The following is a 19,293-nucleotide window of genomic DNA, read 5'->3' on the forward strand; positions in this document are numbered from 1 at the left end:
AGACCCCTTGTTTCGGACATATCGTTGATGGTGACAGCGCAGTCAAGAACAATTACCAATCCAACGATCGCCTACGAAATAAAGGAGTTTCCCATGCCTCACAATCCCGTGGTCACCGGCGTCGAGAAGATGATCATCCCGACTTACGAGCCGCCTGCCCCCGAAGAAATGCCCATGTACTCGGAGTTCCGCCAGCATCAGGGCTCCACCGGATACGCCTACCCGAACCGCGTGACGCTCGGCGTCGAACGCGACAAGCTCACCGATCACGAATACACCGTGGTCCGCCTCGAAAACGACTACATCCGCCTGCTGATCCTGCCCGAGCTCGGCGGCCGCATCCTCGAAGGCTACGACAAGGTCAACGACTACAACTTCCTCTACCGTCACCACCGCATCAAGCCCGTCATCGTCGGCTCCTACGGCAACTGGATCTCCGGCGGCATGGAGTTCAACTTCCCGTTCCACCACCGTCCCGGCACCTACATGGCCGTTGACTACAGCATCGAAAAGCTCGACGACGGCACCGTGATCGTCTGGTGCTCCGAGGCCGCGCCCTCGCCGGGCCAGTACCGTCTCAAGGGCACATGGGGCGTCAAGCTTCGCCCGGACGTCTCCTACTACGAGACCGTGGTGAAGATCGACAACCGCACGCCCGTCAAGCATCCGTTCCTCTGGTACGAGAACGCCGGCATCCACGTCAACGCCAACTACCAGCTGTTCTTCCCGCAGGACGTCGGCTACGTGCACCACCACTACGACCGTCACCACGCCACCTTCCCGATCACCAAGGGCTGGTACGCCGTGGAGAACCACGAAGAGGAAACCGACATCAGCATCCACAAGAACACGCTGAAGGGCAACTCCTACTTCGCCGCCCCCTCGAAGTACGACTTCTTCGGCGGCTACGACCACGACCGCGACTGCGGCACCGTGCATGTGGCCGACCACCACATGGTCCCCGGCAAGAAGCAGTTCATGTGGGCGCTTGAGGACCTCGGCGACGCGTGGAACGGCAACCTCACCGACAACGACGGCGAACACGCCGAGCTCATGGCCGGCGCCTACTCCGACGACCAGCCCGACTTCACGTACATCGCACCCTACGAGGTGAAGACCTGGTCGCAGTTCTGGTTCCCGATCCACGGCACCAAGGCCCCGACCTTCGCCAACATCCACGGCGTGGTCAACCTCGACAAGGCCAACAGCGAGGTACGCATCGCCGTCACCAAGAGCGTGGCCGACGCCGTGCTCGAGGTGTCCGACGGCGAGAACACGGTGCTGCGCGAGAGCATCACGCTCGACCCGGGCGACTACCGAGAGTTCGACGTGGCCCTGCCGGCCGACGTCTACACGCTGCGCCTGACCGCCGCCGACGGCACCGTGCTCATGGACTACACCGAGGACAAGCCCGACGTGCTGCGCATCCCCGAGGACAACCCCGGCATCCCCACCCCGCACGAGCTCACCACCGCGCAGGAGATCTACGTGGCCGGCCAGCACATCGACCAGTACCGCGACCCCTCCTTCAAGGGACGCGACTACTACCTCGTGGCGCTCGAACGCGACCCCGAACACCTGCCGTCGCTGCTTGCCATGGCCGAGGACCGCTACAACAACGCCCTGTACGATGAGGCACTCGAATACCTGCGCCGCGCCGACAAGGTGCTCAACCGCTTCAACCACAACCCGTACGACGGCACCTACAGCTACCTCAAGGCGCTGTGCGAATACGGCAAGGGCGAGGTCGACGCCGCCTACGAGACCTTCTTCAAGGCCGCGTGGAGCAACAACGTCATCTCCCCGGCCATGACCTACATCGCCGGCATCGACGGACAGCGCGGCGACTGGGCCAAGATGAAGGAGCACGCCGAGCAGGCGCTCAAGAAGGAAGCCGACCACGCCATCTGCGGCACCTACAAGGCCATCGCCGAAATCAAGCTCGGCGACAAGGAAACCGGTCTGGCCGAGCTCGAAGGTATCATCGCCCGCGACCGCCTCGACCATCTGGCCCGCTTCGCCCACCTCTACTACTCCGGCAAGGACCTCGGCGAGTTCTACTCGATCCTGCTGAGCAACCCCGCGCAGACCATCCTTGACGTCACGTTCGACCTGCTGCTCGCCGGACTGAAGGACGAGGCCGTCGCCCTGCTCGAAGGCGCCAAGCTCGCCGGACAATCCACTCCGATGACCCACTACACGCTCGCCTTCGTCTACGACGCGCTCGGCAAGACCGAGGTCGCCGCCTCCAACCGCAAGGCCGTGTCCGACAGCCCGATCGTGGACGTGTTCCCGTACCGACTCGAGGAGCTGCCCGTACTCAAGGCCGCCGTCGAAGCCGACCCGACCGACTACACCGCCGCCTACCTGTACGGCTGCCTCCTGTACAACAAGCTGCAGTACAAGGCCGCCGCCGACCAGTGGAAGAAGGTCACCGAACTCAAGCCCGACTTCTACATCGCATGGCGCAACCTCGCCATCGCCTACTTCAGCAAGTTCGACCGCCGCGAAGAGGCGCTGGAACTCATGAAGAAGGCCGTGGAGGTCAAGCCGAAGGACGACACGCTCGTACGTGAAACCAACTACGTGGCCGCCAAGCTCGGCGTGGACGGACGCGAACGCCTCGACTGGCTGCTCGCCAACCTGCCCGACAAGCCCTCCGACACCCTCACCTGGGATCTGGCCGACGCCTACAGCAACGTGTTCGAATTCGACAAGGCGCTCGATGTGCTCAAGAACCACGAGTTCGTGGCCGCCGAATGCCAGGAGACCTACCTCACCGAGTCGTACACCTTCGCACTGTGCTGCAAGGGCCGGCTGCTCGAACGCGACGGCAAGGTCGAAGAGGCGCTCGAATGCTACCGCAACGCGCAGATCGTTCCCGCGAACTTCCGCGCCGGCTGGTGGGACACCCAGCAGCTGTACTACGCCCGCTGGTTCGAGGCCGCCGCGCTGCAGAAGCTCGGCCGCGAGGACGAGGCCCGCAAGGCCGCATCCCGGCTGCTGCCCTTCATCCACAGCAACTACAGCCCGTACATGGGTCCGGAAACCGACTACTACGTGGCGCTCGCCGAACGCCTGCTCGGCGACAACATCATCTCCCGCAAGGATATGAGCGCCTCCGTGGTCAAGTGGGAGGAGGACGCGAAGAACGACCTCGACCGCAAGCCCATCGTCACCTCGCTGCACCTGTCGTTCGTACCCGACGGCGTGACCGAGCACAAGGCCGAAACGGTCCGTGCTCTCGCCTACAGCCGCCTGTTCTTCAACGATGAGGCCGGTGCCCGCGAGCTGTTCGAGAAGAGCCTGAAGCTCAACCCGGACAACCTCAAGGCCAGGTTCGAGCTGCACCTGCTCGGCGCACTCGACGCCTGATCCCTGATCCCGTCGTCGGCCACCGGTGCGATCGATGTTCCGACCGCACCGGCAGCCGACTCGTTACCCCTTTCTCCCTTCCATAGATGGGGCGTCCTGATTCTTCTCCTCTAGGACGCCCCATTTTTCGTATCGCCCTCGTTGGCATTCCTGACGTCGATCGGCAACGAAGCCGCATCGGCATGGTCAATCACGGTCATCACAGTAAGGAATCATCATGTCCGCTTCCCCGAACGCCGTCGCCGGAGACGGTTCCAATCGGCAATCACAGTCATCTGCATCTACTCAGTCAGCCACAACCACTCAGGGATCCACTCAGTCAACCACTCAGGGATCCATGAAATACGTCGTCATCCTGGCGCTCAGCGCCGGCATGGCCGGTCTGCTCTACGGCTACGACGCCGTGAGCATCTCCGGCGCCATCGGCTTCCTGCAGGAGCTCTACGACCTCACCCCCGCCCATGAAGGCCTCATCGTCTCCAGCATCTTCATCGGCGGTGTGGTCGGCGTCGGCGTATCCGGCTTCCTTAGCGATCGCATCGGCCGCCGTAAGGTCATGATGTTCGGCGCGTTGTTCTTCTTCATCGCCGGCCTGTTCGCCGCGTTCACCCAGTCTCCCGAACAGCTGATCGCCGCACGAATCATCGGCGGTCTCGGCATCGGCCTGTCATCGTCGATCTCGATCACGTACGTCACCGAATGCGCGCCGGCGAAATGGCGAGGCACGCTCTCGTCCATGTATCAGTTCCTGTGCATCATCGGCATCTTCCTCACCAACATCATCAACTTCTGCATCGCCCAGTCCGGCTCGCACGCATGGGGTGTGAGCACCGGCTGGCGCTGGGTGCTCGGCATCGGTGCCGCACCCGCACTGGTGCTGTTCGTGTTCATGCTGCTCGCACCGGAGAGCCCGCGATTCCTCATGCAGTCCGGCAAACAGGAGCAGGGCTTCAAGATCCTCGAACGCATCAATGGTACGGAAGGCGCGCGCGAGGAGGCCAAGGCCATTGAAGCCTCCATCAAGCTCGACCAGAGCGGCAGCTTCTCCGAACTGTTCGGTCCCGGTCTGCGCAAGGCGCTGATGGTGGGCATATTCCTAGCCGTGTTCAATCAGGCGGTCGGTCAGAACACCATCTCCTTCTACGGTCCCACGATCTTCCGCAACGCCGGCTTCGGCGGTAACTCGGAGTTCCTGGCCTCCACCATGGTCGGCGGCGTCGAGCTGGTGTTCACCGTCGTGGGCATGGTGCTCATCGACCGCGCGGGACGCAAGCCGTTGATGCTGTGGGGCACGGCGCTGATGGCCGCGTTCGCCATCGCCATGGCGCTGACCTTCATGTTCAACGCTCCCGGCGTGCTGGTCGTGGTGTTCGCCTGCGGGTTCATCGCCGCATTCGCGTTCTCCATGGGCCCGGTCACCTGGGTGATGATCCCCGAACTGTTTCCCACGCATCTGCGCGGCCGCGCCTCCGGCCTGTGCAGCGTGTTCATCTGGGGAACCGCGTGGCTGGTCGGTCAGTTCACGCCCATGATGTTCGCCGGCTGGGGCGGCCAGGGCATGTTCTTGTTCTTCGCGGCGCTCGACATCATCGGCTTCCTCGGCGTTCGCTTCCTGGTTCCCGAAACCAAGGGCAAGCGCCTCGAGGAGATCGAGGAGTTCTTCCGCCCGACGAAGTGACCGCCGATGGGTCGCCTCACGCGGGCCGGGTTCACCAAACGACACGATTTCAGAAACGTTGAAATTGCAATGTTTCTGGGGTGTGCCTCACATGGGCCGGGCGGCCCGCGTGAGGCACCCGGTCCGAGTGAGACGCACCCGGCCCGCGTGAGGCGGGTATGCCGGCGCCTACTCCCGCGTCAGCACCTCGGTGAGGGCCTGGATCACCGGCTGGGGCATGTGCGAGTCGTTGTAGCGGCTCTCGTCCACGCCGTGCAGATCCTCGAGCGTCGCCAGCCCGGGCAGGGCGTTCGCGCCGAGATCGCGGATCATCGCATACGCCTTCTCCTTGGTCAGGTAGTACATCTGCGCGTCCTTGAGCACGGCGAACACGTCGTCGAGCAGCGGATTCTCGGCCGTGCTGGCACCCGCGGCCAATGTGATCGTCACGGTCTCATCGCTCGGCGTGGCCGGCAGACTCACGGTCAGGCTCAACGTGGCGGGATCGTACTCGGCCGCCGCCTCCACGGCGGGCGCTCCGCCGAACGATACGGTCGCCGCAGTCTCCGCGACGCCGCGGAACACGATCTCCCATTCACGCTCGGCCGGGATCACCGCGGGATCATCGGCCGCCGGTCCGCTGGCCGCGCCGATGGTGAACGTCGCCGGCTGGCCGTACGCGCTCACGCCGGCGTCCTGATCCATATTCACCCCGAGATCCAGTGCGAACGTGGTGGTCGCCGTGCGCACCGAGCACTCCGGGGCGCCGTCGTCCTCGACCATCGTGAATTCGCCGTCCGCGCCGGGGAACACCAGCACGCGCAGGGCCTTCGGATTGGCGACCGAATTCAGGCGCTCGCCGCCGTTGCTGCCGTCGCCGTCGCCCGCATCGCCGTCCTCCGGTCCCGTCTCCGGCTCCACCTGCATCGGTACGATCGCGCCCGCCTTGGCGAACACCGGCATCCGGTCGAGTCCGCGCCATGCCTCGAGTCGCCGTCCCTCCACCGGGGCGGAGACGTAATGCCGTCCGGTGAAGAAGTCGAACCACGTGCCCTGCGGCAGCCACACGTCGGCCTTCGCCATCTGCACGGACTTCTCCGCCGGACTGACGATCGGCGCCACCAGCAGCTCGGTGCCGAACCGGAACTCGTCGGTGAGCTTGTAGGCGTCGCGGATCTCCGGCCAATTCCAGTACAGCGGCTGCACGATCGGCTCGCCCTCGCGTGCCGCCCGCCAGTTCATCGTGTACAGATACGGGATCAGCATGTGCCGCAGACGCAGGGTCTCGCTCATCGCCTCGCGCACTTCGGTGTGGAAGTTCCACGGTTCCTTGCCGTTGAACGGCGAATCGGTGGAGTGCAGACGGTTGATCGGGCTGAACGTGCCTAGCTGATACCAGCGGGCCTCCAGCTCCTCGTCGCGGTAGCCGAACATGTGGCCGCCGATGTCGTGGCTCCACCATCCGTAGCCGATGTTGCTCGCCGTGGCGGTGAACTCGGGCTGGAACCGCAGCGAATCCCATGTCACCACCGTGTCGCCGGAGAAGCCGATCGGGTAGCGGTGCGAGCCCGGTCCGGCGTACCTCGAGAAGGTGAGCGGACGGGCGTCCATCTTCTGTGCCGGGTCGGCGTCCTCCCCCTCGCGATGGGCGTTGGTGCGGGCGGAGTCGAGGTAATGCAGATGGTTGAGCATCCACAGCGGGTCGAGGCCGCGCTGGCGGGTCACGCCGCCCTGCTGCCAGTCAAGCCACCAGAAGTCGACGCCCTCGTCCTCCATCGGATGATGCAGCCGGTCGAAGTACGCGTTCATGAACCGCGGATCGGTCAGATCGAACTGCACGGCCTCACCGGTATCGGGATCGATGCCCATCGCCTCGGCCATCGGCGCGTACTGGTCCTCGAAGGCGCGCACGCCGTCGCGCGGATGCACGTTCAGCGTGGTCTTCATGCCGTGGTCGTGCAGCCAGTGCAGGAATCGCTGCGGATCGGGGAAGAAGGTCCGGTTCCACGTATACCCGGTCCAGCCCGAGCCGTACTTCGGATCGACGTCGTCCACCAGATGCCAGTCCATGTCGATCACGGCCGTGGTGAACGGCAGACCCTCGGCCTCGAAGCGTTCGACCAGTTCGCGGTACTCGGATTCGGTGTAGCGGTGGTAGCGGCTCCACCAGTTGCCGAGCACGAACCGCGGCAGCAGCGGGGTCGGTCCGGTCAGACGGTAGAGATCATGCACGGCCTCGCGGTAGCGGTGACCGTAGCCGAACAGATACAGATCGGTGGTGGATTCCGGCTTCGGAGTGACCCAGGTGCCGAAGGGGTTGGGTTTGCCGTTGACTTCGGGGGCGTCGACGATGACGTTCGAGGCGGAGTCGTCGAGGATCGCCCAGCCGTCGGTGCTGTTGACGCCCGGGTCGAGGGGGATGCGGCCGTTCGCCCAGTCCAGCGTGCGATAGGTGCCGCCGAGGTTGCGCAGCTGCTCGTCGCCGTAATGCCAAGTGTTGTCGGTGCTGGCGATGCCCTTCACCGTGGCGTACAGGCCCTCCTTGGTGAACGGCTGCTGGTTGTAGGAGATGTGCAGGTGCGGGGTGTCGATCTCCAGCCAGCCGTCGCGTTCGGTGACGGTGAAGGAGGGGAGGGTGGGGTTGGTGGAGGCGGCGTCGGTGTTGGGTGCGGTGTCGATGGGTGTGGCGCCGGTGGGGGAGATTGATGCGGTTTCGGTGGGGGCGTCGGTCGATTTTGCGGTCTGGGTGGGGATTTCGGTCGAAAAATCACGATTGAAGGCCATCTGGGTGGGGTTGTCGACGAATCGGCCTGAATCGGACCATTCGAACCGGATCAGTGATTCGGTGATGATGCCGATGCGCCAGTGCTTGCCGGCCGCCTCGCCGCCGAGCGTGGTCCGCGGATTCATCAGCGGATGGGCGTTGAGTGTGCTTATCGAAAACAGGGAACGATCGACCATGGGAACTCCTTGATGACGACGTTGTCGATATGGGTGTACCGGTATGGGTGATATCGGTATGGGTAGTTTCAGGCTAGCGCGTGCGGATGATCGCGCAAGTCTGACGTCTGGCCGGGCTGTGTCGGTTGGGGTGTGTCGGTGGGTCGGGCCGTGGGCCGGGCTGTGTCGCCGGGCTGTGGGCCGGGCCCGGTGGGTCGGGCCGTGGGCCGGGCTGTGGGTCAGGTCCGGTGGGCCGAATCGGTTACTTGGCCGAATCGTTTACGAGGACCGTGATTTCGGCCTCTTCGTGACCGGGTTGGCCAAGTCTTGGTGATCGGGTTGGCCAAGTAGGGTCCCCGGTGATCGATCTGATCGGATATTCGTGATCGGTCTGGCCAAAGAAGGTCCCGAGGGAATTGGGATGGCCGGGGAAGACCCTGCGGGGATCGGTTCCGGCCGGTTGATCGGGGTGATCGGGGTGAGTGTCTGTCTGATAATGCAAACGCTTGTGTTGTTTGCGTTGTTTCGGTTTCGCGGTATCTTTGAGAAAGAAAAACGGACAGGTTGCGCAAACTTGCGCAACGGAGGATCGTCGGTGCGTATCGCCGATCTGCGTCGGATGGCCGATACGCGTCGGATAAGTCAGATAAGGGGTGTGGTGTGGCAAGTCTGAAGGATGTGGCCGCTGCGGCCGGCGTTTCCGAATCCACGGTATCGCGTGCGCTGCGAGGCACCGGACGCGTGAGCGAGAAAACCCGCGCCCGCGTGCAGGACGTGGCGAACCAGCTGCACTTCACCCTCTCCCGCAGCGCCTCGTCGCTGGCCAGTGGCAAAACCATGCGCGTGACCATGGTGGTGACCGACTCGCTGAACACCTGGTTCAATGCGGCGGCGATGGAGGGGGCCTACGAGGTGCTGTCCGATGCCGGCTATGATCTGGTGCCGCTCGTGGTGCGCACCCGCGACGATCTCAAGCGCTTCTTCGACCGGCTGCCCGGCAACCGCAACTCCGACGGCGTGATCGTGGTGTCGATCATGCTCAACGACGATCAGGTCGGTGTGCTGGAGGACCTCACCATGCCGTCGGTGGGACTCGACGCCCGCGCGATCGGCGGATACAGCGGCACCGTGCGCATCGACGACGCCGACTCCATGCGTCAGGCCGTGCGACTGCTGCACTCACTGGGCCATCGCCGCATCGGCTTCGTGGAAATGCCCGACAACCCCGACTTCCTGTTCAGTGCCAAACTGCGTTCCGGCGCGTTCCGCGACGCGGCGCGGGAACTGGGGTACGACGACGGGGAGATCACCCTGTTCGAGGGGCGTGACGTCAGCCGGTTCCGTAGCTTCCAGGACGCGGTCTCCGAAACGGCCACGCGCATCATCTCCCAGGCCGAACGCCCAACCGCGCTGTGCGTGGAAACCGATGATTTCGCGATCGCGCTGATGTACGAATTCCGTCGGATCGGTCTGCGCGTGCCCGAGGACATCTCGCTGATCGGCTTCGACGACAACGATCGATCCTCGATGGCCGAGCTGACCACGCTGCATCAGGATCCGGTGGCGATGGCCCGCATGGCCGCGGAGAAGGTGCTGCTGCTCATGCGTGGCGAGCCGCTGGGGGAGCCGCATTCCATGCTGCGGACGAACCTGATCATGAGGGCGACCACGGCAGTGCCGGAGGGGCGGTAGTCTTCCGCTGGCTGCTGACTGGTGGTTGCTGACCTCTGGCCCTCTGGCCTTCTGGTCCTGACTGATCAGTAGTTCACGGAAACCTATGGAAACCAATGGCTAATGCCTGCTCGATCGGCCGTCGATGCGGTATCGTGTCAGCGGACGGATGTCGGCCGCTATGGCTGCATGGCTGCGTGGCTGCGGTATGGTTGGCGGCGTCCGTGATTGGCAACGACGACAACAGCGGGAGAGCGGACCATGGAGAAGATCGTAGAGCCGGTGGTGTTCCTGTGCATCATTCTGCTCGGCTACGGGTTCAAGCGGATCGGGTGGTGCAAAACCGACGACTACAGGATCTTGCAGAAGATCGTGTTCAACCTGCTGCTGCCGGCGGCCGTGATCGTGTCGTTCATCGACAACACCCACGACATGAGCCTGCTGTGGGTGGCGCTGTTCGGCTTCTGCTGTTCGGTGATCCCGATTCTGGTGATCTATCTGGTCACCGGCAAGACCCCCTTGGGCAGCCGCGCGTTCTACATGCTCAACGGGTCCGGATTCAACATCGGATGCTTCGCGCTGCCGGTGGTGCAGGCGCTGATGGGTCCGGGGGCCGCGGTGGCGCTGGTGATGTTCGATATCGGCAATTCGGTGATGATGTCGGCCGGCATGAACGCGGTGACCACGCAGCTGCTGCGCATCGACGAGTCGCGGCCGCTCAGCGACGAGGAGCAGTCGCGTCCGTTGGGACCGAAGCCGCCGCGCAAGCCGATGGACCGGGATGAGCGTTGGCTGCAGCGGCGGGCGACACTGCACCGGATCGCGCGGAATTTCTACAGTTCGCCGGCGTTCATGACGTACATGCTCATGCTCGTGGTGATGGTCAGCGGGTTCGTGATTCCGCAGTGGGTGGGCACGATTCTCCAGCCGTTCTCCAACGCCAATGCGTTCTGCTCGATGTTCATGGTCGGCATGCTCATGGATATTCCGCGCAATGCGCTCGATGCCAAGCGCGTGGGCACGGTGATCGCTTGGCGGTGGCTGTTCGCGTTCATCTTCGCGGTTGCCGCGTGGTTCCTGCTGCCGATCGCGCCCGAACTGCGCAAGGCCGTGATCTTCGTGTGCTTCGCCCCCGTAGGCGTGTTCTCCACGCTGTTTACCGACCGCGTGCTCGGCAACGCGCGCCTCGCCGGCCTGTGCCTCGCCTCCACCGGCGTGCTGGGGCTCGTCGCCATGACGGTGGCGAATATTGTGATTCCTGTGTGAGTGCGGGGTAGGCGTGCGCTGCGCTGCGGGGTGAGGTGTGCGTTGCGTTGTGAGGTGTGGCGTTTGAGGTGTGCGTGTGAGGTGTGGCGTTTGGGCTTCCCCTTGAGGGGAAGCTGTCTGCCGTATGGCGGACTGATGAGGTGGCGGGCGACGCATCGGACTGCGATACGCCCGTGCTCATGTGACCGACCCTCGCGTGATGGATTGCGTTGCATAATCGGCGTTACGGCAACATCGTCCATCGAAAATGAGGGAAATCCGATGGATTGCGCTGCAATTTCCGCAAAATGCAGCGCAATCCATGAGGTCCGGGTCGGGCGTCTCCCCAAAACCGCATGATTTCAAGGTTCCTGAAATTGCCGTAAGTCAGTTTTGATGGATTACGCCGCATAATCGCCGATTTGCACCGCAATCCATCAAGATCAGCGCACTATTCATGGATCCCGCCGCAAAAATCAGGTTTTGGCACCGTGGTCCAACGGCGGGGCGTGACGTTGGCATTGTGGGTGATGGTTTTGTGGTGGCTATTGGAGCGTGAAGGTTTTAGTGACGACGCTATTTGGATCCTCTGCATTGTTGTAGATGCTTACCTGTATTGGGCTTGTTGTGTTGCGCACTCCGAAGTAACTGATGCGCGTTTGAGTCTCGCCGGGGTTGACTGGCTTCATGCTATCCGTTATGGATTGAACCAGTCGTTCGGTAAGTGCATCATCGTCAGGCAGAGGGTTGCCAAACTTCTCTCCATCTTGAGATACCTTTATTGCCGCGGTCATTTGGGCCTTCTCATTGGAGATATTGGTGATTTCGTAGGTGACGAGAACGCCGGGTTGCCTATCCTTGGTATCGGTGTCAACGGACTTGATCAGACTGACGATTCGTACATGGTATTTACCGTTGGCGATATTCCCTTCCCCTTGTTGGATGCGTTTTTGCGGGCTGGGAACAGTCGAGGAGACGGATTTCGATGGCGCGGATGTTGAATTCGTATGGGATGTGCTGCTACTGGTGCTGTTGTTCGGTCTATGGGTGGCGACTAGTCCAATGACTAGTAAAGAGATGACCGCTAAGCTGACGATGGTGATAATTAACAACGGTATGTGAGAGCGGGATCGTGCCTGTGCATGTTTTTTCGAAGGCATCGTCACCTCTTTATACTCGTGAGTATTATACCGATGAGTATAATACTCACGAGTATAAAAGAGGCGAGATCGGCCTTGCGGTTTGATTTGGTCAATGCTTTATTTCGGCCGATGATCTGGGAATGCGCCCGCCGGCGGAGCTAGCTCGGCGGAGTCGAGACTGGGGTGGCCGAACGGAGGCTGCTTGACCACCTCCAGTCGTTCGGCGCGGACGGCCCCCGCCGGCGGGGCATGTGACAGTTGGGGCGCATATGTTGGCCTATGGTCCAGAGGATTTCGTTCGACCGCCCCAGTCACGTAAGACGTGATAGTCTCCGCCGGCGGGGGTACACGTCACACAGCTGGACCACCGGATGCTTATGTTGGCCTATGGCTTGGCATGTGCCGGCTGGATGCGTGATTTGGTATGGCCTTGCCTTCCCTTTGAGGGGAAGGTGGACGACGAAGTCGGACGGATGAGGTGAAGGTGAAACGCGCAGGACCGAACCGTCGGGTACGTATGTTGGCCTATGTCCCCAATTTGACCCATAACTTGACCCCAAAACCGGACGGATGAGGCGAGCGAGACTCGGGCGGATAAGACACACTTTTCTTTACTTAACCCAATGAGACGGATGAGGCCTGAAGATATGAAAAAGGCCTTCTGCGGTGGAATGAATGCAGAAGGCCTTCGTGGAGCTAAGGGTAGTCGCGTAGTACGTTGAAATTTCAACGAAAATTCACATCTTTTGAGATTGTGTACTTCATTGTGTACTTATTTTAAGACCTTATATTTGTCCGGCTAAAGGTCGTTACCAATCGACTTCCTCGGCATCCTCCAATTGGTCATCTTCTATTGTCGGGGGCCAATCCTTGTCTATCAGGGAGTCCAAGAGAGCCGGATTATATTGAGCGGCCCGCATCAAGGCGACCTGTTCGCGGCTTCGCTGGTTCAGCTCTCGTTCTCCGGTGACGTGGAATTTTCGATTGTCGGCAAGCTTAGAAGCCGAAACAATCTTCGGCATTTTCAGATTACGGATGCCGTACGTCTGCTCTATCAGCTTGGCGGCGTTTTGCATTTCCCTGATGAACGATTCCGGGATTTGTATTCCATTGCTTTGCAGAAGATACATTTTCAATGTCAGGTTTTCGAACTCGGTAGAGGTCTTTCCCTTGACGATATTGATTTGTTCTGTGGTCAGGTCCTCGTTCTTGACGTTGAAGAATCCGTAGTACATCGGGCTGATGCAGTTCATCTTCAACATCTTGATGCTGAATTGCAACGAGTCGGCCTCCTGAAGATATTCGAAATCCTTCATTGCGTGAATCTCGTCAAAGGCGATTTCGCAATTTGTCTCTTGTTTGGGTGAAAACGGACATACTGCGAACGGGTCTTTTGCATCCACGATGAGAGCCATAATGGGCACCTCTAAGGCTCGCGCTATCTGGTATAGCTCTTGCGGTGTCGGCTCCCGATGGTGTGCCTCATTCTGTGTCTCGATATTCTTCAAAGCCGAATCGGTCAATGACTCCAAAGCCTTATCCCCAAAGATTTCATGGATACGGTCGGAAAGGCTGGTTCCCCGGTCGGGTTTCCGCTTTATTATCCATCCTCTTTCCTTGCGGTATCGCCGAATGAGATAACCGGTCATGTACTTTGGCTTGCTCATGTTGTGGTCGTTCCTTTTCTCTCACTAATGATGCAAAAATTGCATTATTTGAAACTAGGTACATCATAACTGCACTGACAGAATGAAAGTGTCCTCAAGGCGGGGATATCTGGAACAAGAAGGAGGTTCCGATGCGATTTAAAACCGATGCGCTGACGGCCGTGACGCTTGACCCAATTGTGGCCGGCGCGTTGAGCCTTGCGACGGACCGCGACGGAAGTTTGAAGCTAATAGACGGCAGCGCCGTAACTCCGCTGCGGGGTGCTATGGTTCGAGATGCCGACGGCAGGGTGATTAAGACCTCGAGCATCAAGGTCAAGACGCCGCCAGTAGATGACATTCCGGCTTTAGCAGTACTGCGCTGCACGGGGCATGTGCTGGTGACCCCGTACGTGCGGGATGGCGGTCAAGTCGGCGTTTCTGTGGTCGCCGATGCTGTACAGGTGATTGAAGGTGCTGGAGATGTTGAGTGAATTTTTATCCCCCTTACCGTGGTGGGTGCGTGCTGTCTTAGTGGCACTGCTGGTGCTGCTGCTCGTCATGATGGTGTACGCAGGCAGATGGTTGTCGTTTGGTCGTGAAGCCGTTGCACAGGCGAGGGCGGAAGCCCATCGCAGCCGTGGGGTGGTGGCTTCGGGCGGTGCAGTCCGTGTGCGGCCGTCACTGCGGTGGGGGCTCGTTGTGTATGCGCCTGCTGGTTGGATGACTGCCGCTGAGGCGTCTTCTTATGCTGCTGACCTCGGTCGGATGTGGCGACTTCGCGTCGAATCCACACAGGCGCGTTGGGGATGCTGGGTCATCGTGCTGCGTGGCCGGCGCCGATGCTAGGAACATGGGGGCGGCCGCGCCGTCCTCACCCCTCCGTTGATGAAGTCGTACTGGGCATGAATGCGGAAACCGACAAGGAGGTATCCGTCCGTGCTGATATTTCGACTCTGGTGACGGGGCTGACGGGCAGCGGTAAGGGCAGCATATCCGCCAATTGGCTGAAGGCGCAGGCTCCGTATATCATGCGTGGCCTCGTGTGGGTGGCGTATGTGGACCTCAAGAACGGCATGGAGGGCGGCATGGTCGATGCCCGTCTCATTCACCGTCACGCGTGGAACATGGATGAAGCACTGGAACTGCTGTCTGACCTGAATGACGAGGTGTGGCGACGAACCGGTGCGGTTCGTGGCAAACTGCGGAACATCCCGCCATCTGAACAGTATCCGCGTCTTCTTCTGGTCATCGATGAAGCGGCCGAACTGGTCACGTCAGTTGCCAAGTCTCGACGGAAACAGACCGATGAGGCCGTTGAGCTGCTTGATTCCATGATGCGTGTCGGCCGTGCCGCAGGGCTGGTCGTCCTGGCGATGACACAGGACCCGCGCGTACAGGCGATGCCTCTCCGCGCCCGGTTCCCGCAACGTATAGCCCTACGCCTGACCGATGAATCGGAAGCCCAGATGGCGTTAAGCCCCCATGCCGTCGAGCTCGGTGCGACACCGTGGCAGATTCCCGTATCGGAGCCGGGAACGGCTTGGATATGGAACATCGAGACGGACACAGTCCAGCGGGTCCGTGCCCCCTATATCGACGATGACGAACTACGCAATCTGGCCGAACCGTATGCGTAGCCCAAAGGGCGCAGCAGACGGGGAAGGCCGGGCCGCGCGTCGGCAACGGCGCGCGGCCTCCATCCCGACTAGTGGGCGCTAGTGTTACCGCCCACTTCCGTAGCAGATAAGGAGAGCTTATTGACCGAAGACCAACAAGCCCGTGACTGGATGCTCACCATACGGGCCGAAGGCCATGACGAAGACCAAGTGAAGAAGCTCTTCGAGGACCTCGGCACCGGCGCGGTCTTCCAACGCGAAAAAGGCTCGGAAACCGGCTATGAGCACTTCCAGTGCTTCCTCCAATTGACATCCCCCATACGATGGCCCACTCTCAAGAACCATCTGGAGAAGGCCGGATTCAACGACGCCCACATCGAGGCCCGCAAAGGCACCGTAATGAAGTGCGTCGAATACTGCACCAAAGAGGAGACTCGCATCTCCGGGCCGATATACGTCGGTTCAATCAACCTGCGGGACCAGCAGGGCAGGCGAAACGACCTTTCCGAAATCCGCAGGAAGATTCTCGATGGCGCTTCCGTCGCCGAGGTCCTGCTGGACGACGAGGACAACAAGGCCGCCCGATACACGAAATGGATGGGCGAACTTGCCGCCGCCCGTGACCAGCGGGAGTACGGGGCATAAGATGCGCGACATCGAGGTGCACTACCTGTACGGCGCGCCCGGCGTCGGCAAGACCAGCCACGTCTACAACCGGTATCCCATCAAAGACATCTACCGCGTGACCGACTATCGCCGCCCGTTCGACGAGTACGACCGGCAGAAGGTCCTTGTATTGGACGAGTACGACAGCCAGTTCGACTGGAACACACTGCTGACGTACCTCGACCGGTACCCGCTCATGCTTCCCGCCCGGTACCACAACCATCAGGCGTGCTACACGGTCGTGTGGATGCTCAGCAACCTCCCCCTAGAGGCACAGTACCCCGAGGTCAGAGGCGAACGCCGCCAAGCGCTCATCCGCCGCATAAACGAGGTGCTCCACATGGTCAAGGGCGGCGAAATCAGCCACGACGGCCACGACGATGAGGGAGGACGATGAGCATACCCGAAACGGTGACGGTCCCCGAGGCGATGGAACTGCTCCACTGCTCCAAGTCCTTCCTGTACGCGCTGATACGGGAAGGAAGACTCCGAAGCTACGCCATCGGCGGCAAACGGCTTATCGACGCGGATTCTCTGGCCCGTCTTTTCCGGTGAACTCGGCTAGCTCGGCTTCCAGCTGGGCTAGCCTTTTCCGTGCCTCCGCGATATCGCGTTCGACATCCTCCCGCGTGCGCCTCTGCGGCAGCAGGAACCCCGCCACCTGATTCGACAGCTCCCGAAGACGCTCCGAGCTGGCACGCTGGTAGCGCTCCACCGAGGTCTTCTCGTCGTCATGCCGCCCCAGCGCCATCGTCTCACGCAGCGTGGCCCCCTGATGCATCGCCGCATCGATGGCCGTGGCCCTGAGCGTATGGAAATGCAGGTCGGAACGCCCGGCGTCCTTCGCCGCCCTGTTGAACAGACGACGCAACGCCGGGTCGCTGAGGATTCCGCCCGTCTGCGGCGACTCGATGAACATGCGGTCGCCGTCACGGTCGCCTATCTGCTGCCGAATCATCGGCATCATCCCATCGGGAATATTCAGGTCGGCCGTACTCGATAGCGTCTTCGTGGCCTTGAGCCTGCGGAACCCACGGTCGCCCTCACCCTTGCCAACGCTGTGACGGACGTGCAGCAGTTTACGTTCGAGGTCGAAGTCACGGACCTGCAAGGCGCACACCTCGTTGATACGCAGGTCAAAACACGCGCCCATGTACACGGCGATGCGGCAGTACTCCGGCATCCCGTGATAGATGGCCTCCAGCTCCTGCGGCGTCGCCACGGGAATCTGCGCCTGTCTGCTCTTCGGCAGCTTCGGCGCGCTCATGGTCACCGGCGACCGGCCGATGATGCCCGTGCGCTCGGCCTTGCCCATGATGCTCTTCAACAGCTGGAACGTCCGAAGCCTCGGATGCGGCTCCATCGGCTTCTCCAGCCAGCGGTGGATGTCAGTCTCCGTGATTGAACCGATGCTCTTCCCCACGAAATCGGCCTTCAGCAGATGCGCCAGATACTCGCGGTGCTTGCGCTTCGTCGATTCCTCGAACGGACGGCCGTCCCTGCGCCGCCAGTTCTCCACGTACTCGGTGGCGTAGTCGCGGAACACGATGTTGTTGCGCTCGTTCTCCGCCCTGCGCTCGGCCTCCCGCTCGCTCGGATGCGTCCACGTTCCCAGACCGGCCTTGTCCGCCTCCACCAGCTGCTTCTCTTGGGCGAGCCATCCCTGAGCGGTCAGACGGTCGGCGAAGACACGCTGCACTTGGGCGCCCGGCTTGTGCGGGTTCTGATAGCGCGCCCGGTATGAGTGACGCTTTTTGTCGTAGATGACGCTGCCCCAGCTGTTCTTCGTTCGCATGTTTCCATCATGCCATTCTTGTGTACCTAACGGTGTACCTAAAACGTGTACCGGCACGCACCCCGGCGTACCTCCACGCACAACCGACAGGGTGCTGAAAACGTTGGAATTTCAACGAAATAAAGAAAAAGGCCTTCTGCGGTGGAATGAATGCAGAAGGCCTTCGTGGAGCTAAGGGTAGTCGAAACCCCGACCTCTTCGATGCGAACGAAGCGCTCTACCAACTGAGCTATAGCCCCGTGGATGTTGTTCTGCCTTCGCAGGACAACTCGGCCTATGTTAATACGGTGTTGCGAATCGTGCAATTCGTGTCCACACAGTGTACATAGGGCGTTCACATTGTGACCTCGCGCAACTGTACACCGTTGACACGGCGTGCATTGTGGATGTCCGAATGGTGGGACGGAAGACCTCCCGCATTGACACCCATTCCGAACCGCCGTCGCCCCAAACACCACCGTCCAAACACCACCGTCCAAACACCACCGTCCAAACACCACCGTCCAAACACCACCGTCCAAACACCACCGCCCGAACCGTTGTGCGTTACGGTTCGGGCGGTGGTCATACGTCACATGGACGTGCGGGGACTTACGCGGCGAGCGGGCGTTGGGCGTTCTGCTCGGCGAGCGGACTAGCTCACGCGGCGACGTGCTTCGGCACGCGTCCCGTGGTGGCGCCGGTTCCCGCCACGCCACCGGCGGAGGGATCGTCGGCCTCGCCGGACTTCGACTTCTTGCCGAACTTGGCCTTGAGCAGACCAATCACCGTGGGCAGCAGCGACACGGCCAGAATCAGCACGATCACCAGCTCGAAGTGCTTCTGCACGGCGGGGATGTTGCCGAAGAAGTAGCCGAGGAACGTGAACAGCGACGACCAGGTGAGGCCGCCAAGCACCGAGAACGGGGTGAAGCGGCTCCAGCGCATGCCGGAGATACCGGAGATGAACGGCATGAACGTGCGGATGAAGGGGAAGAAGCGGCCGAGGAACACGGCGAGCGGGCCCCACTTCTCGATCATGGCTTCCGTCTTTGCGATGCGCTCGGGGGTCATGGCCTTGACCTTGCCGGACTTGATGATGCGGCGGCCGAAGAAGTGGCCGATGAAGTAGTTGCACTGGTCGCCGATGATCGGGGCGGTCCACACGACGGGCAGCAGAATGTGCAGCGGCAGTGCGGACTGGCCGGTCACGGCGTCCGGAGCGGCGAACACGCCCGCCGCGAAAAGCAGGGAGTCACCGGGGAGGAACGGGAAGAACACCACGCCCGTTTCGATGAAGACGATGAGGAAGATGAAGCCGAGTGCGACTCCCGGGCCCATCGCGATCCAAGCCGCGATCGCCGCACGGGGGTCCTTGAGCAGTTCGATGATGAAATTGACGAAGGCCATGCTGTGCTGTTTTCCTGCCGTATCTGAGTTCGTTGGGCTATCGGCGCCGAACGGTCGGCCGGCATCCGATGCGTCTGTACCTCGCGGAAGCGTCGGGCTGGGGCCCGTGCGGCTCCGCAAACCAATACCACACCCTAGCAGCGGCATG

At 61.5% G+C, this 19,293-nt stretch carries 14 protein-coding genes and 1 tRNA gene; 9 read left to right on the top strand and 6 right to left on the bottom strand.

The features are described 5' to 3' along the window. Positions 1-93 precede the first annotated feature (93 nt). On the top strand, positions 94-3,375 hold the full coding sequence (locus tag CSQ87_RS04930; protein WP_165776742.1) for a DUF5107 domain-containing protein: 3,282 nt from the start codon (positions 94-96) through the stop codon (positions 3,373-3,375). 217 nt (positions 3,376-3,592) lie between these two features. After that, the gene (locus tag CSQ87_RS04935) at positions 3,593-5,053 is read left to right on the top strand and encodes a sugar porter family MFS transporter (RefSeq protein WP_100512777.1); all 1,461 of its coding nucleotides are present in this window, start codon (positions 3,593-3,595) and stop codon (positions 5,051-5,053) included. A gap of 168 nt (positions 5,054-5,221) precedes the next feature. Here the strand turns inward: CSQ87_RS04935 and CSQ87_RS04940 are convergent, their stop codons facing one another. After that, on the bottom strand, positions 5,222-7,942 hold the full coding sequence (locus tag CSQ87_RS04940; protein ID WP_423734774.1) for a glycoside hydrolase family 31 protein: 2,721 nt from the start codon (positions 7,940-7,942) through the stop codon (positions 5,222-5,224). A 690-nt stretch (positions 7,943-8,632) separates the two neighbouring features. Here CSQ87_RS04940 and CSQ87_RS04945 point away from each other — a divergent pair. Beyond that, positions 8,633-9,664: a LacI family DNA-binding transcriptional regulator gene (locus CSQ87_RS04945; protein ID WP_165776743.1), complete on the top strand. Its 1,032-nt coding sequence runs from the start codon at positions 8,633-8,635 to the stop codon at positions 9,662-9,664. A gap of 240 nt (positions 9,665-9,904) precedes the next feature. Then, positions 9,905-10,909 (top strand): AEC family transporter, encoded by a 1,005-nt coding sequence (locus CSQ87_RS04950; RefSeq protein ID WP_100512779.1) that lies wholly within the window; start codon positions 9,905-9,907, stop codon positions 10,907-10,909. A gap of 524 nt (positions 10,910-11,433) precedes the next feature. On the opposite strand, the gene CSQ87_RS04955 is transcribed toward CSQ87_RS04950, so the two are convergent. Both CSQ87_RS04955 and CSQ87_RS04960 read right to left on the bottom strand, forming a co-directional pair. Further along, entirely contained in the window at positions 11,434-12,048 is a 615-nt protein-coding gene (locus CSQ87_RS04955; protein ID WP_100512780.1) for a DUF5067 domain-containing protein, read from the bottom strand. Between the two features lie 791 nt (positions 12,049-12,839). Then, complete coding sequence (locus CSQ87_RS04960; protein ID WP_100512781.1) at positions 12,840-13,697, bottom strand: helix-turn-helix domain-containing protein; 858 nt, start codon at positions 13,695-13,697, stop codon at positions 12,840-12,842. Between the two features lie 131 nt (positions 13,698-13,828). Here CSQ87_RS04960 and CSQ87_RS04965 point away from each other — a divergent pair, with 131 nt between their 5' ends. The 5 genes from CSQ87_RS04965 to CSQ87_RS11285 all read left to right on the top strand — a co-directional run bounded on the left by CSQ87_RS04965 (position 13,829) and on the right by CSQ87_RS11285 (position 16,516). Further along, entirely contained in the window at positions 13,829-14,170 is a 342-nt protein-coding gene (locus tag CSQ87_RS04965) for a hypothetical protein (protein WP_100512782.1), read from the top strand. A gap of 411 nt (positions 14,171-14,581) precedes the next feature. Continuing rightward, positions 14,582-15,316 carry a P-loop NTPase family protein gene (locus tag CSQ87_RS04970; RefSeq protein WP_100512783.1) on the top strand — a complete coding sequence of 245 codons (735 nt, stop codon included), beginning with the start codon at positions 14,582-14,584 and terminating at the stop codon, positions 15,314-15,316. Positions 15,317-15,436: 120 nt separating this feature from the next. Beyond that, positions 15,437-15,940, top strand: a complete 504-nt coding sequence (locus tag CSQ87_RS04975) for a hypothetical protein (protein WP_100512784.1) — start codon at positions 15,437-15,439, stop codon at positions 15,938-15,940. A 1-nt stretch (position 15,941) separates the two neighbouring features. Continuing rightward, positions 15,942-16,358, top strand: coding sequence for a P-loop NTPase family protein (locus tag CSQ87_RS04980; RefSeq protein ID WP_100512785.1), 417 nt, complete (start codon positions 15,942-15,944; stop codon positions 16,356-16,358). 32 nt (positions 16,359-16,390) lie between these two features. Next, a complete protein-coding gene (locus CSQ87_RS11285) occupies positions 16,391-16,516 on the top strand; it encodes a helix-turn-helix domain-containing protein (RefSeq protein ID WP_423734775.1) in 126 nt (41 codons plus the stop codon). On the opposite strand, the gene CSQ87_RS04990 is transcribed toward CSQ87_RS11285, so the two are convergent. The 3 genes from CSQ87_RS04990 to CSQ87_RS05000 form a co-directional block, all read right to left on the bottom strand. After that, positions 16,479-17,756 carry a tyrosine-type recombinase/integrase gene (locus CSQ87_RS04990; RefSeq protein WP_100512787.1) on the bottom strand — a complete coding sequence of 426 codons (1,278 nt, stop codon included), beginning with the start codon at positions 17,754-17,756 and terminating at the stop codon, positions 16,479-16,481. The two genes, CSQ87_RS11285 and CSQ87_RS04990, sit on opposite strands and share 38 nt — an antisense overlap. A gap of 166 nt (positions 17,757-17,922) precedes the next feature. Further along, positions 17,923-17,995: transfer RNA gene (locus CSQ87_RS04995), tRNA-Ala, on the bottom strand. A 400-nt stretch (positions 17,996-18,395) separates the two neighbouring features. Further along, positions 18,396-19,145: a DedA family protein gene (locus tag CSQ87_RS05000; protein ID WP_100512788.1), complete on the bottom strand. Its 750-nt coding sequence runs from the start codon at positions 19,143-19,145 to the stop codon at positions 18,396-18,398. Between the last annotated feature and the right edge of the window lie 148 nt (positions 19,146-19,293).

The organism is Bifidobacterium simiarum (assembly GCF_002802905.1).
GTDB lineage: Bacteria > Actinomycetota > Actinomycetes > Actinomycetales > Bifidobacteriaceae > Galliscardovia > Galliscardovia simiarum.